7 protein-coding genes are annotated in these 15,809 nt (G+C 48.1%); all 7 read right to left on the bottom strand.

What is annotated here, in order from left to right; genetic code table 11:
- Positions 1-23: 23 nt before the first annotated feature.
- Positions 24-1,706 (bottom strand): hypothetical protein, encoded by a 1,683-nt coding sequence (locus ACKTT9_RS09435; protein ID WP_407871341.1) that lies wholly within the window; start codon positions 1,704-1,706, stop codon positions 24-26.
- Positions 1,703-8,413 carry a hypothetical protein gene (locus ACKTT9_RS09440; RefSeq protein ID WP_407872999.1) on the bottom strand — a complete coding sequence of 2,237 codons (6,711 nt, stop codon included), beginning with the start codon at positions 8,411-8,413 and terminating at the stop codon, positions 1,703-1,705. The genes ACKTT9_RS09435 and ACKTT9_RS09440 overlap by 4 nt, the downstream gene beginning before the upstream one ends.
- Before the next feature lie 148 nt (positions 8,414-8,561).
- The gene (locus ACKTT9_RS09445) at positions 8,562-9,317 is read right to left on the bottom strand and encodes a hypothetical protein (RefSeq protein ID WP_407871342.1); all 756 of its coding nucleotides are present in this window, start codon (positions 9,315-9,317) and stop codon (positions 8,562-8,564) included.
- Positions 9,318-9,476: 159 nt separating this feature from the next.
- Entirely contained in the window at positions 9,477-10,352 is an 876-nt protein-coding gene (locus ACKTT9_RS09450; RefSeq protein ID WP_181646707.1) for a carbohydrate ABC transporter permease, read from the bottom strand.
- Between the two features lie 16 nt (positions 10,353-10,368).
- On the bottom strand, positions 10,369-11,298 hold the full coding sequence (locus ACKTT9_RS09455; protein WP_127457453.1) for a sugar ABC transporter permease: 930 nt from the start codon (positions 11,296-11,298) through the stop codon (positions 10,369-10,371).
- Between the two features lie 70 nt (positions 11,299-11,368).
- A complete protein-coding gene (locus tag ACKTT9_RS09460; RefSeq protein WP_407871343.1) occupies positions 11,369-13,021 on the bottom strand; it encodes an ABC transporter substrate-binding protein in 1,653 nt (550 codons plus the stop codon).
- Positions 13,022-13,281: 260 nt separating this feature from the next.
- The gene (locus ACKTT9_RS09465; RefSeq protein WP_407871344.1) at positions 13,282-15,651 is read right to left on the bottom strand and encodes an AraC family transcriptional regulator; all 2,370 of its coding nucleotides are present in this window, start codon (positions 15,649-15,651) and stop codon (positions 13,282-13,284) included.
- Between the last annotated feature and the right edge of the window lie 158 nt (positions 15,652-15,809).

The raw sequence follows: 15,809 nt of genomic DNA on the forward strand, positions 1-15,809 counted from the left end.
CACAGTTAGTTGCCCCGGCTTTTTTATTCTTCCGCCTCCTCGATTCGAATAACAACTTCATTGGACAACGCTGTTCCCGTATGAACCGGTTCATTTACTTGATACACATATTTGGCGGATGCTCTTAGCGGAATGCGTTTGGCATTCGGTCTAAGAACAACTGTCGCTGAATATGTGATTTCGGTTGTGGCTTGAGGCGTGATCACTCCAAGCGATAAAGGCTGAGATGAACTCAAGATTTGGTTCATCGGAGTGCCGTTGATTCGCAGGGTACCGGCGTTCAACGTAGTCAAGGGAGAAATCCAATCGTGAAGAAACACGCTGCTGGCAGCAAGATTGCCTGAATTGGTTACTTGGATCCTGTAATGGACCGTGGATTCAGGCTCGGCAATTAAAGGATTTGCAAAGATTACGATGGTTACAATCGGCCGCAGCAATTCGACGCTTACCGTATTGGACAGCACATGATCGGAAACAACACGATCATCCGGCAGGCGGAAATTAAATAACACGTCAGTATGGCTGGTTAGCTCACTCTGTTCCGCGGAAATGGCAACGGCGTTGACCGTAACTTGGAACGTGACGGCCATTTGGTTTTTTGCCGGCAATTGCCCGACATAAACAGAGCTGGATAACAGGGAATTGCCATACGGAGCTCCATTCACCGTCAAGCTTCCCAGTACGTAGGAGCTGCCCTCAGGGATGAAGTCGGACAGCCAAATTTCGGCCGCAATGTTGCCTTTGTTTGTAACGATTAAGGAATAGGTCAAGGTATCGCCCAGAGTAGCCTTTGGCTGCAGGACGGACTCGACAACCGAAATCGCAGGATCGTAAACCTCCAATGAAATTGAGTTGGAGGTCATTTTTTGCTTGTGGTCTCTGAGATGTAAGACAAGCTCCGCGTCATTCACGATGCGTCCGGATGAGGGGGCATGGGTAACGGTGACTTGGAACTGTAGAGATAGGGTCTCATGCGCGGGCAGTTCCTTAAGTGAAATGCCGTCCGCGGGATTTGCTGACGGGTAGGAAGTATGCCCGATTTTTACGCTGCCCGCAACGAAACGAACGCCGGTTGGCAGTCGATCTATAAAAAGCATTTTGTTAATCGGGTAGCTTCCTTCATTTTTGATGGTGAATACAAAGGTGACCGTATCGCCGACAAAAGTATAGGGTTTATCCGCGTGTTTCTTAAAGCTGATTTTCGTTTCCTCGAAAGGAATGATGACGGTATTCGATTTTGAGCTCCCTGTTGCTGATCTACCTCCTGCTGTATGGAAGGTATAGGTTGCCGTAGCTTGATTTTTGAGCTGTGAAGAGGGATGAAGCACGACGACTTGGAAGTTCACTTCGATGTGCTGGCCGATATGAATGGTCCCCACATAGATGCCTTTGTCGGGTTTGGCCATAGGCATGGGGACGCCATCCACGATGACGCTGTTAGGAACTAACGAAGTCCCGTCCGGCATGGTGTCAAAAAGGGTAACTTGTGCATCCAAGTTACCCTTATTGGCTATAGTCAAGGTGTAAGTTACGACTTGACCGAGCACGGCTTCAGAAGTATTCGCCTTTTTTCGAATCGTAATGACGGGACCAACCACTGGGGTATCTACGGTGTTGGAATAGGCGTGGCTGGTCAAATTACCTGAACTGAAACGGACGACAGATTGATTAATTAAATGTTTGGGAGGTTGGGATTCGGCCGTCATACGACCGTCACCTCGAATGTAACGGTAACAGATGCTCCTGCAGCAATGGTGTTGAGCGGAACGCCTGTACTTGGATTCTGGCCAGGTCTAGCGCTGCCATTCACCGTTACACTGTCTGTGACAAATACAGTTCCAGTTGGGATTGGATCCGTTAGAACAACACTGTTGACTGCTTCTATGCCGTTATTGGTGACAATTACTGTGTACGTAATCGTATCGCCAACGATTGCGTCAATCACATCGGAGCTTTTCACTACTGAAACGTTTGGTGAGGATACTGGAATCACGAGCGTGTTGGAAGCAACGGAACCTGACAGTACCCGACCATCTGGCGGCGAGTAGGTGTAGTTGGCGGTTGCTGTGTTCACTAATTGCTGTGGAGACGGCAAGGATTCTACGGTAACAGCCAACGATATTTTGACAGTAATCGTATCGCCCGGAGGGATTGTTCCAGCATTGATACCGGTAGCTGGATTAGCGCCAGGTTGAAGTTGACCGTCTACAATGACGCTATTAGGGACAAATTCGGCTCCTGCCGGAATGGTGTCGAAGACAGTTGCAACCGCAGGCAAATTGCCGGAATTATGAAGCGTAAGCGTGTAAACGACCGTATCGCCGACGGTGGCATTGGTTGTATTGGCGCTTTTGATGAGAGCGATAATCGGTTGATAGACCGGCACGATGACTGTGTTGGAGAAAGCGGATGCGGCAAAGGCGCCGCTCGTAAAGCTGACAGACGATTGATTCGTAAGCAGTCCGGATGTCGGCAAGGTGTTAACGGTGACTTTGAAAGAAACTGCAACGGATATGCCCGGTTGAATGGTGCCAAGCGATATTCCTTTGGTTGGATCAGCGGTGGGTACCGGAGTGCCGTCGATCGTAACGCTGCCTGGAACGAAGCTTGTGGAACCAGGAAGCTGATCAAAGAATTGAACACTATTGATGGCCGCAATGCCGTTATTGCTCACATTAGCGAAATAAGTGATCGTATCGCCGACTACGGCATCGGTAGCCGTTGTCAATTTTCCAACCGTAACATTCGGAGCGGATACCGGGATGGTTACGGTATTGGAATTTGTTGAGCCTGTAATCACCCGGCCATCTGGCGGACTAAAGCTGAAGTTCGCCGTAGCTGTATTCGTTAATACTTGCGGACTTGGCAGCGAAGTAATAACAACTGCAAAGGTTACTGTGTTAGTAACACCGGGTTGTGCAGTGAATGGAATGCCTGTAGTAGGATCTGCACCCGGTTGCGTGATACCGTTTAGAACGACGGAGTTTGCTTGGAAAGTAGCTCCATTAGGAATTGGATCGACTAAGTTGACGCTAGCTGCATAGTTTCCAGTATTACTGACATTTACCGTATAAATAATGAGATCGCCAATTGTGGCATTGGTGGAGTTTGCCGTTTTGGCTGCAGCAAGAATTGGTTGATAAACCGGCGTTGTAATGGTGTTGGAGAATGCAACCGCCGAAAGGGCGCCGGAGGTAAAGCTGACGATACCTTGGTTGCTTAACTGTGCTGGATCAGGCAGGGCAACGACTCTGACATTGAACGTGATGGTAACCGTTCCGCCAGCCGCGATGGTACCAAGCGAAATCCCGGATATTGGATTTGGCGGCACAGGTGGTGTTGGCGCTCCGACAATAACGACGCTGCCTGGAATAAACGCTAAACCGGGTGGGATCGGATCCGAGAAAACAACATTGTTAACAGGTTCAATGCCATTATTCGTAATGACAATCGTATAAGGGAGAATATCACCTACGACGGCATCCGTCACGGTTGTGCTCTTCACAACGCTGACGTTAGGCGAAGACACGGAAATCGTTACGGTATTCGACGTAGCGGAACGGTTGAATGGCCGGCCGTCCGGTAGTGTGAAGGAGTAAGCAGCCGTTCCGGTGTTGGATAGCACTTGCGGATTCGGCAGGGTGTTGATCACGACAGAGAATGAGACAGGAATTGTGGCACCTGGCTGTACAGAACCAATATCAATCCCTGTTGAAGGGTCAGCACCCGGAGCGGGCGTCGTTCCAACGAATACGCTGTTTGGCTGGAAGGAAGTGCCGGCTGGAATGGTATCCGTTAGGATGGCAGAAGCCGCGTAGTTCCCTGTGTTAGAAACATTCAACGTGTATACGATAGTATCCCCGACCGTTGCATTCGAAGTGCTTCCGGCTTTTAGAACACTAATGACAGGTTGATAAACGGGTGTTGTTATCGGATTCGAGAAAGTTGTGCTTGAGAGCGCGCCAGATGTGAAAGTTACGGCAGATTGGTTCGTTAATTGTGCTGGATTCGGCACAGAGGTAATGACTACATTGAAAAGCACGGTGACCGTTGCTCCAACCGCTATCGTGCCTAACTGAACGCCTGTGGCCGGGTTCGGAGGAACAACCGGCGGTGGAGCGCCGATGATGACGACACTGCCAGGAACAAACGTGCCCCCTGCAGGAATTTGATCCGTGAATATGACATTGTTGACGGGGGCTATCCCGCTGTTCATGATGGACGTGCTGTACGTAATGGTATCGCCTACGGTTAAAGCCGTAGAAGTCGTACTTTTCGATACGGTTACGTTTGGCGAAGAAACCGGGAACGTAACGGTATTCGATGTAACCGAACGAGTGATGATACGGCCATCCGGCGGGGTGAACGTGTATGTAGCCGTAGCGATGTTGCTGATCGTTTGCGGGCTGGGCAAGGTTTCAATCAACACGGAAAAGGTGACTGTCTTAAAAGTACCGGGCGCGATGGAACCGGCATTAATCCCTGTTACGGGATCTGAGCCAGGCTGAGGCATCCCGTCGACTTGCGCACTATTCGCTACATAAGTGGTTCCTGCAGGAATCGTGTCTGTGACAATGACATTCCCTGCAAGGTTGCCTGTGTTCGACACAACGATGCTGTATAGAACCGTGTCGCCGACAGTTGCGCTGGTCGTGTTGGCTGTCTTAACGGCCGTGATATTCGGTTGGGTAACGGGAGTTATGACATCATTGGAGGATGATGAGCCTGAGAAGGTTCCCGATGTGAAGCTGACCGAAGATTGGTTAATGATTTGTGGCGTTGGCATTGTGATTTTCACCTCAAAAGTCACGGTAGCCGGGTTGTTAGGAGCCAGGGTACCGATTGGAATACCGGTCGACGGATTGGTATTCGGCAACGAAATGCCGTTTACAATGACGCTTCCGGGAATAAATGAAGTGCTCGGATCGGCAATGCTCGTAAGTATTACATTGTTGACGTTCTCGATGCCTTGATTGGTAACGACGATGGTATAGGTGACGGTATCTCCTTGTACGGCAGAGCTGACATTGCTGGTGGTCATCACTTTCACGTCAGGAGCTGAAACAGGTATGGTTACTGTGTTTGAAAGACCGGAACCAGAGAGCGTTCGGCCATCTGAGAGTGTAAAGGTGTAGGAGGCGCTCGCCTGATCGACCAATTGCTGTGGAGTCGGCAGGGAAGTTACCGTCGCTTCAAATGTAACGGTTTTTTTTGTACCCACATCAAGCGTGCCGAGCGGAATACCGCTCACAGGATCAACGCCTGGCAGAGGGGCGTCATTGATGATAACGCTATTCACGATAAACGTCGTGCCTGCGGGAATGTTATCCGTTAACGTCACATTGGCAGGAGAACTGCCGCTATTGCCCACCTCCAATTTGTAAACGACAATATCACCGAGAACGGCCAACGTTAGGTTTGAGCTCTTGACAATGGATAAGATGGGCTGCTGAATTTGCGTGATGACGCTGTTCGAGAAAGCCGCTCCGGAGAAAACACCGGAGTTAAAGCTTACACTGGCATGATTCTCAGCCTGCGCTGGCGTGGGAACCGAAGTGACAATTGCCCGGAAAATAACCTGTGTGGTGGCGCCGGCCGCAATGTTACCCACCGAGAAGCCGGTATTCGGGTCCGCTGAAGATCTTGGCACACCGTCTATCGTCACGCTTCCGGCTTGGAACGTAACCCCGGCCGGCAGAGAATCCTGCAGGGTGACGCTGCTTACTTGAACAACGCTGCTGTTCGTAATGTTGAGCGTGTAAATCAGTGTTTCACCGAGTGCTGCATACGCTAGATTAACGGATTTGGTTACGGCGACATTGGGGGCGGATACGGGAATATCCGTCGTATTTGACACGGCACTGCCATTTAGCGTGCGTCCGTCCGGCGGTTGGTACGTGTAATTTGCCGTTGCTTGATTTTGAAGTCTTGGCGGAGACGGCAGGTTCTGCACGACGACTTGAAACTTGATTTCACTTGTGCCGGAAGGCGGAATAGATCCTACCGGAATGCCAAGCGCAGGATTACCGCTTGGACTGGAAACGCCATTTATTGTAACACTGCCTATCACAAACGTCGTGGATGGCGAGATGGTATCCACGACCGTTGGTTGAACAGCGATATTACCTTGATTGCGAACCAGAAGCGTGTAGGTCAGCGTTGCCCCAACGGTGACATTTGTGCTATTCACACTCTTGGTCACAGAGACAACAGCTTGAAACACGGGTGTCGTAATCGTGTTCGTTAAGGTTGTTCCGGTAAAAGTGCCGGAGCTGTAAGAGATAGATGCCTGGTTGCTCAATTGACCGGAAGCAGGTAAAGAAACAACATTGACCTGGAAGGTGACGGTTACCGAGTTGCCAGCGGTTATGGTACCTACGGCGATGCCGCCGCCAGGGACTGCGCTTGGCCTCGAACTCCCCCCAACGACGACGGTGCCGGGTACAAAAGTCGCACCTTGAGGGATTGTATCCGTCAGAATGACATTCGTCACACTTTCTACGCCTGAATTCGTGATCACCGTGCTGTATGTAAAGGTATCTCCGACAACCGCATCGACAACATTAACGCTTTTGACAGCCCCGACGCTTGGCAAACGGACGGGTATGGTCACGGTATTGGAGCCGGCGGTTCCCGAGATCGTGCGACCGTCAGGCGGTTGAAACGTGTATGTACTATTCGCTGTATTCACGAGCTGCGGCGGAGACGGGAGGGAATTAATCAGTACATCAAAGGTGACCGTTGATGTGCCGCCGGCTGCTACAGTGCCAATGTTTACACCTGTGACCGGATTGGCGCCAGGAACCGTGACACCGTTAACTTTGAAGCTGTTCGTAACGAAAGATGTTCCTGCAGGGATGTTATCGGTTACGGTCATTAAGGCATCCCTATTCCCCGTGTTAGCAATTTGCAGCGTATAGGTTACCGTGCTCCCGACAGAACCGTTCGCTGTGCTTGCGGATTTCACAATCGCAATCTTTGGCGAATAAACCGTCGTCGTCACCGTATTCGAGGGAATGACACCTGAAATAATGGAACCACCTGCAACGCTTTGAAATGTGAAGGCGGCATTTGCCGTATTCGCCAGCGATTGCGGATTCGGAAGACTTGTGACCGTAGCTTTATAAGAAACAGTGATAGATGAGCCAAAGGCAAGGGAGCCAAGAGGCGCACCTGTTGTAATATCGTAGGTCGGCCGTGATACGCCTGCTACGATGACACTGCCAGCTACGAAGGTTGAACCGGCAGGCAAGGGATCGGACAACACGATGCTGGCGGCGCTGGCCGTCCCTGAGTTGGTGGTCGTTACCGTATAAGTGACGGTATCGCCCACGACCGCTCCGGTGACATTGGCGCTTTTGGTCACAGTAATTTTTGGAGCGTTAATATCAACTTGAATGGCATTGGCATTGACAGCATAAGCATCACCGGAAGTGGTCAATTGCAGGATGGCAGAGGATTGATTGTTCGTTAATCGTGCGGAGACATCAATGTTCGTAATGTCCCAGCCTTGACGGCCTCCGCTAATGTTCGATCCGGGAGCTCCGTTGGTTTGGTTGAGTGAGCCGAACGTCCCTGTGGTGTTAAGCTGCCCTGCATCGTTATTGATCTGGGAAGCAAAAAAGTTAGCGGCAAAGTTATTGGGGCCGGATAATGCGACAAGCGAGGCAGTTGTAGGCCCAAATAGCGCCTGATCGCCCGTACGGTTAGCATCACCTTCCTGGGCGCTGAAAAGCGCTCTACCGCCTAGTGTGCCTGTTACCGGCGTAGCGAATCCAGTAATGGTCGTGTTCACAGGAGGAGAGGTAGACTGGACGAGTACGGCACCGACGCGCAATGACATGTTCCGGAAAGGCAGGCTCGTGTTCTGGTAAATAACGGCCAGCGTCCAACCGCAATGGTTGGCTGTCGGATCACCCGCAACGACAATCGTACCAGGCACGTTTCCTACGGTGTAAGTACCGGCCATCCCTTGCTGCACCTGAGTCGTAACATTGGCTGTGCGTACATAGCCGGACGCACCATTGCCCAAGTTAAACTCATTTTTCGTTGCATCATCAGGCGTGACGCTGAACGTTGCTGCTGGTGTCGTAAACGAAACCGGATTGTTGATTACAGCGCTCAAGTCAACAGTGCCGTTGATATAAGATCCGCCCCAGATCAGCTCTGCATAAAGCACGGTACTTCCTGCAGGGAATGTGAGTATGGCGGCTGAGCTGTTGGAGGTGTAGAGACTGGTGGTTCCTGCGGGATACGTCCCGAATTTCAGTGCAGTATTCACGGTTGTGAAAGCACCGATGCTGTCTTGTGTTCCCGGTTGGCCTACCGTATCGGAGCGACTTAAGCCAAGTGTATTTCCGGTGAACGTGATCGCGCCAGTCGCGTTGAGTGTGGACCTGACGACGAGAGCTATGATCGTCACCCCCTAGATTTTGAGCGTTCGTTAGATAACTGAAGGAAGTTCGCTGTGATGGCTGGTGAATTTAGGCCGATGGTTACATGGTATGATGCGAAATAGAAAACATGATCAGAAAATATAAAGTTTTATTATGATGTCAAATTTAGAGGGGCTTCTTTTTGGGGCTGCGGGGGATTGTTTTGGTTGATTTAACAGGCTTATGGTTATAAAAGTCCATAGCTGGAGGGGGAAACGGCATAGGTGTATCCGGTACGGCGGATTCCACAACTATGGTCGGGGCAGGCTGTCTTAACGCTTCGGCCCACTGAGGTTCACGGTATTGTTGATTGCACATCCATAACCATTCGTCGGCAGAGAGCTCTTTTTTGACAACAACGAATTGATACATAATCTCACTCACGACATTCGGCTGAAGCTGGAGCAACAAGTCCAATTCATCCTGATCATACAGCGGGGGGCTAAAGGGAGATTCATAGAAAAACTCCATCTTCAGCAGCCGGAAATCAAATGGCACAGAGCTGCCTGTATAGCTGGGGACATTGGGGCTGAGGGGACTGCCTGGGGGCTGTTGGAATTGATTGGTGAAATAACGGGGCGTATATTCATCAAATTTTTGCTTAAGATGGGGATTGGACATATGGCGAAAATGATGGGCGTACGGAGATAAGATACAGACGATCGCTTTGTGGACACAAATCCGGTACAGCTCGGACATGACAGCCAGGAGATCGTTTACATAAGGCAGACTGCGGCTGGCCATGACAAATTCAACGGAATGATCGGGCAGCGGAATGCCGTCATTGATATCGCAAACCATGTCCACTTCCGGGCCGCCAACACGATCAATTCCAAAAAAATGCCTATGTTTATGCTCGCCGCATCCCAGATCAACTTTCATGTAGGCCTCTCCTCTCAAATGAGCAATGCATGCTGTCCTATAGTGTATGGCCAAGTTTCACACAAGAAACTGCTGTTGCCTAAAGCATTCAAAAGTAGACGAAAAAAACAAAAACGCCGCACCTAGGAAGTAGGTGAACGGCGTTTTAATGCTGTGATTTTACCCTTTGACAGCGCCGATCATGACGCCTTTGACGAAATACTTTTGCACGAATGGATACAGTATAAGAATGGGCACGGAAGCTACCATGATCGTTGCATATTTGATCGTTTCCCCAATTTGAAATTGATCGGCTGCATTGGCACCGGTTGACATGGAGTCGGTGTTATTCGAAATGAGAATTTCCCTTAACGTGAGCTGAAGCGGATACAGGTCTCGATCCTTCAGGAAGATGGAGGCATAGAACCAGCCATTCCATTTCTCAACGGCATAATAGAGAATCATAACAGCAATAACCGGCATGGAGAGCGGGATAATAATGCGGAATAAAATGACGAAGTGATTGGCCCCGTCCATTTTCGCAGATTCCTCAAGGCTTTCAGGTACGGCCATGAAGGCTGTACGCATGATAATTAAATTGAAAGTGTTAACGGCAAAAGGTAGAATCGTAGCCCATAAGGAGTCGATTAAGCCCACGCCTTTCACCACTAAGTAGAGCGGAATAAGACCGCCACTGAAAAACATCGTAACGACAACGATGAAGATAAACACATTGTTCCACATCACATTTTTACGCGAAAGCACATACGCCCCTAAGGATGTAACGATGAGGTTGGTAATGACCCCGAATACGAGGATAAAAAGTGTGTTTTGGTAACCTTTGAGAATAGCAGGGTTTTTAAATACGCTTTTGTAAGCTTCAATGCTGAAACCTAAAGGCTTGAACAAAAACCCTTTGTGGGTAATCAACTGCCCTGCATCACTGATGGAAGCGAAGGTGACGTAGAGAAGTGGATACAACGTAATGACAACGAGTAAAAGCAATACAATGTGGTTGACCGTAGTAAATACTTTGTCTGAGTAGCTGGTTTTCACTTCAGTCCCTCCTTCCTCACCATAAGCTGCTTTGACTTACTTTTTTACTGATTTTATTTGCTGCAATGAGTAAGGCCAGATTGATGACGGAATTGAACAAACCGACCGCGGAGCTGTAGCTCCAGCCGAATTCAATTAATCCTTTTCGATAAACGAAGGAGGAAATGACATCAGCCGTATCGTACGTGCTGGGGTTATACAGCAAAATAATTTTCTCGAAACCAACGTTTAGTAGATTCCCCATGCGCAGAATGAACATGATCGCGATGGTCGGTAGAATACCCGGGAGGGTAATATGCCAAATCTGCTTGATTTTGTTGGCCCCGTCCATTTTCGCCGCTTCATATTGCTCCTGATCAATTCCCATGAGAGCCGCTAAATAAATGATAGACTCCCATCCGATTTTCTGCCAAATTTCCGATAAAATATAGATCGTCCGAAACATCTCAGGCTTCTGCAGCATCGCCGTATCACTGGCGCCAAAGTGCGTCAGAAAGTTATTAATTAAGCCGCCATTATTCGTAAAATCTTTGATCATCCCGGCGATTACGATGAGGGAGATGAAATAAGGCATGTACGTTACGGTTTGTACGAAACGCTGAAACCTTTTATTCGTCAACTCATTGATCAGAATCGCCAAAATAATAGGTGCAGGAAACTCAAAACATAAAGAGTAAAGCGAGATAATAACCGTGTTTTTGAGAATTCGCCAGAAATAATAGGAACTGAAGAAATCATTGAAGTGCTGGAAGCCGACCCATGAGCTGCCCAAAATACCTTTAATCGGGGTGTACTCTTTAAAAGCGATCAGAGCTCCATACATCGGCGCATAATGGAAGACAATGTAGTAGGCCAGCACGGGAACCATCATCAGGTACAAATATTTGTTGAGCAAAAAATCACGCTTGAAACGTACTTGGAACGTTGCTTGTCCTGCTTTGCGCATGAAATCTCTCCTTTCGCCGCGAAGTTCTAGTAAAGCAGGGAGGGCGATTGCCCTCCCCCTGGCCTGTTATCTATCTTTTGTTGAAACGATCCAAGGATGCTTTCTTGATTTCAAGCGCACGGCTCAGTTTAACAGACTTGAATTTCTCTTGGTATTTGTCAAAGGAATCGACAGGCTCAGTGCCCAAAATGATTTTAAGCGTCATTTCATCAACTAACGTGTTGACGTCAGTCATGATTTTGGCCAACTCTGTACTTTCTTCCGGTGTAGCCGTGACTGGCGGCAGTTTGTGTTTATCTACGTCTGTTTTTTGCCAAGTTGTAACGGCATCACGTTGCGTTTGCAATGCCAAATATTGCTCGATGTAACGTTTATCTTGAACGAATGGACCATTGTAGTTACCGCGTACATACAAGGACAGAGCCTGTGCCGGTGCTAATTTATCCGGATTTTTCATGAGCAGATCCGTATATTTCGGGTATCCGTTTTCCATTTTGTAGGAAACGCCTTCGGTGCCGAAGTTGAAGTAATTATGACCTTCTTCGGAGTAACCATAGTCAAGAAGCTTAGCAGCTGTCTCAATATTTTTGGAAGAAGCTGTGATCGCAACCATGCCGCCTGGCGAGAAGGATGGATCTTTCTGGCCGTACATCGCGATATCGCCTTTTTTGAGTACCGGATATGGCGCTGCAACGAGCACGCCTTTCGGATCTTTCGCCGTAATCAGCGGCTGCCATTTACCGATACCGCCGCCTGCATTATTGACGGTAACGCCTGTTGCGCCGGAAGCCATATTCGCATCCAAAGCTTTGCCGTCCGCTGTTGCGAAGTTCTTATCGATCAAACCTTCTTCATACCATTTGTGCATGGTTGCCAGGAAGTCTTTGTAGCCTTTTTCAGCCGGACCAAATTTAATCGTGCCATTGTCGATATAGAAATCACGCGTCACGCCATAAGCACCTGCGAAAGCACCGTTTCCTAATTCATTGAACGGTCTAGGCACACTGACAACGGAGAAGGCGGCTGTAGCGCCTTTTTTCTCTTTGAAGGCTTTCAATGTCGTATACCAATCGTCAATCGTCTCTGGAATCGGCAGACCTAGCTCATCGAGCCAGTCTTTGCGGATAATTGGACCTTGATAGACACGCAAGTAATCGTCGCCGCGAATGAACGGGAAGGAATAGTAGCTGCCGTTATCGGTTTTTACTTGTTTGTCGATCTCAGGATGTTCTTTAAGATATTTCTTCAAGTTAGGTGCAAATTTATCAATCGTATCATTCAATTTCAAAATGTAGCCGTCTTTAATCGCTTTTTCAGGACCGCCAGGGAACGCCCCTTGCCAGTCAAACTCGATCATATCTGGAAGATCGCCTGATGCTAACAAAACGTTCAAGGCTTGCGAAGCTTGGTTGGTAGGAGGTGCAAGGAACTTCAATGGGACACCGGTCTTTTTCTGCCATTCTTGGAAGAAAGGAATGTCGGCGTGAGCCGCTTTAACCCCTGTCACGTTGCCGGGCAGTTCGCCCCAATACGTTAGGCTCTTATCTGTTTTGAGCGGGTACGAAGCAGGGGCGGCAGCCGCTGGAGCGGTTGTTCCTCCGGCAGTCGCTTTCGGACTAGCGTCTGTACTCGGCGTGTTCGATGAGGAACAAGCGACAGTCAAGCTTCCCATTAACGTTGTTGCAACAAGCACGGTGAACATTTTTTTTCTGTTTTTTTGCATAGATTGACCTCCTAAGAGTAACTAAGTTTTTCGCCAGACAACCTGGCTTCGCAGATGCTACTTCATTTTGTGCAAATGTACGAGGTGCTCTCTGTCACACCTTTACTATATGATAACGCTTACAATACAGCCATCTGCAAATTGTCCAATTGCTTCTCGAATTGTTGTAGCATGCTCTACAAAATATCCAATCGGGTCTTCAAAATAGCCAAAATAGGCCTATAAAAAGGAGCGGACAGCCCATTGGCTGCCCAAAGTATCTATTTTTCAATCAGTTCTTTGTATTTTCCCGGCGTGATGCCCTCGACTTTTTTGAATACACGGATAAAGGCATTAATATCGTTGAACCCCACCCCGTTCGCGGCATCGCCGACCGATTGCTCCTGGCTCTTCAGAAGCTGCTTGGATTTGTCGATCCTGACTTTATTGATGCGATCCAGGAGACCTTCTCCCACATAATCTTTGAAGAGCTTCGACAAGTAAGTGGCTTTGCGGTCAAAATGGCTGCCGATCATGGTCACATTCAAGTTGGCATCGGAGTAATTATTTTCAATATAAACAGAAATCTCTTCAACCAGCTCCTGCAAGGCTTTTTGCCGCGTTTGCGAGATGGCTACCTGCCGTTTGGCCGCTGTGTATGTGCAGATTTGCTCTAACATTTCGTTCAAATACAGATTCATTTCCGGTACGGTTATACTGTTTAAAAGCCGGTCGACCAGCTTGGGATTACGGATGAAGAAGCTTTCCTGAATGTCTCCGGTTTCACTAATGCTCTTCATCATGGTCGTAATCAAGCCTAACATTAAGCATTTGGTTAAGGAGACGGAAATCCCGCGGATTTCAAAATTTTTGTTCATAATCTCGGCAAGAATGCTCTTCGCTTCTTCCAATTCACCCGATTTCACGGCGTACAGGAACTGTTGTTCAATTTGCGGTGGGTAATAGTAGCCGGAAACCGGCTCACAGGCACGGTTAGCTTGCAAATCATCATAAGCGAGAATTTCATGTCCGCCCATGACCAGCTTGTAGGCCATAGAATCTAGCGCTTCTAAGAAAGCTTGAGGCACATTTGAAATTTTCTCATGTATGCTGCTGATCGATATCGTCAAATGAATGTTATAGGTCGTTGAGAGAAAAAGTTGGGTTTCTTTGGCGATGCGCAGCAGCTCCTCCTTGCCGATCGCATCTGCTTCCGACGTTAAATTGACCAAACAAGCGATCGAATCGTCAATCTCCGTTGCATAGCCGCGGTGCCGCTTCGATGTCAGCTCTTCCACAACATTCATAATGATGAAATGCAGCAACTTCCACTTATCCTCATCGGACGTATGGGTAATCCGTTCGAAGAACGGCGCGCTTTGATCAACAACAAACAGCATAACGGCGAAGTCTTTGCGATCTAGCTTCATATCAAAAGTCGTCAAGGCTTCGGCAATCGGCATGTGCCGGTCCAGCTTTCCTTTCAATAACTTTTCGAGGAAATGGGAGCGGACCATGTGCCGCTGCTGTTCCATTTTGCTTTTGAAATCAGCCATCTCAAGCAAGGTGCTGTCGACCGCTTCCTGGATGAAGTGAAACTCGTTGTAGCGCTGGCCTGAGGCAAGAGTCATTTTCTTGGAAAATGCATGGACAAGACGCCTGACGGGATTATAATTGCGCCGTAAAAAGAAGAAAGTTAGAATGCCGCCGCCAAGCAGCGAAATCACCATGCTCATATACGTCAAATTGCGGATGTGAGCAGCCTTTTGCCAATAAATCGTACTCGGCATGATGGACACATATTTGAGTTTGGAAATAGGCGACTGAATGTTAAAAACCTCATATTTCTCATGATCAGAGCCGGAGAAATAGAAGTTTGGCGTGTTTATTAATTTGTCGTACGGGAAATCGCTAGGAAGCGCATGGGCCGAATTGGAAGCCAGAATCTGATTCTCATTATTCAATATAAAGACGTGGCCTTTATTGAAAATCTCCATATTTTGAATAGCGCCAAGAATGCGAGACTGATCGACCATGATGACGTTCGTAGCAAGAGGCTGATTGTGTTCCATCGGGTAGGTGCTGATATAGGCCACCGTTTTGCGCAGCATGTTATCGTCACCGATCCGGGTCATCGGAATAAAACCTTTGAAGTTGGGACGAGTCATAATTTCTTGCCAAGATGCAAAAGAAAACTCATCGCTCATATGCAAGGTTTGATAGGCAAAAGCGCTCGGTCTGACTGTAGTAGGGAGAATTACGGATTGATCCTTATACAAATAGATATAAAAAGAGTCAATCAGCGGATATGAGGTTTTGTACATCGATAGATTACGTGCGATTTGAGAAATATCATAGCGATATTCTTTGGGAAAGGCTTCATATTTATTCGAGTAGAGCAGCTCCTGCATGTTCACATTCCAAGTAATCTCAAAATTGAGCTGTTCCATCGCTTTGAATTGGTTATCCATGACTTCGCGAACCTGCTTCAATAGGGAATCATTGGCTTGTTGAATTTCATCCTTCAACGTTTTATTGGATTCCACATACACAAGTAAACCGATGACGACAGGTAAAAGGAGAATAACGATATAGGAGATCATCCACGTTAAGACAATACTTTGTCCATTAAAGATGATTTTATTCTTCATACTAGCAATCTCCTCACAATCAAAATCGGAATAGAAAACGAGTTCAATGCGACTCTATGAATGCGCTCTCATTTCATTGTATTTCCTTTCCATCGTCGAAGTCAACGATAGAAAAGAACCAATTTTTATCCGTGATCTAGGCGAGACTCTTCCTCTTC

This window comes from Paenibacillus sp. P36, from assembly GCF_045866505.1.
Lineage (GTDB): Bacteria > Bacillota > Bacilli > Paenibacillales > NBRC-103111 > Paenibacillus_E > Paenibacillus_E chondroitinus.

Bases quoted from the DNA above. Each gene is read 5' to 3' on its own strand.
- ACKTT9_RS09435 (WP_407871341.1), bottom strand. From the start codon at position 1,706: ATGACGGCCGAATCCCAACCTCCCAAACATTTAATTAATCAATCTGTC.
- ACKTT9_RS09445 (WP_407871342.1), bottom strand. From the start codon at position 9,317: ATGAAAGTTGATCTGGGATGCGGCGAGCATAAACATAGGCATTTTTTT.
- ACKTT9_RS09455 (WP_127457453.1), bottom strand. From the start codon at position 11,298: ATGCGCAAAGCAGGACAAGCAACGTTCCAAGTACGTTTCAAGCGTGAT.
- ACKTT9_RS09460 (WP_407871343.1), bottom strand. From the start codon at position 13,021: ATGCAAAAAAACAGAAAAAAAATGTTCACCGTGCTTGTTGCAACAACG.
- ACKTT9_RS09465 (WP_407871344.1), bottom strand. From the start codon at position 15,651: ATGAAGAATAAAATCATCTTTAATGGACAAAGTATTGTCTTAACGTGG.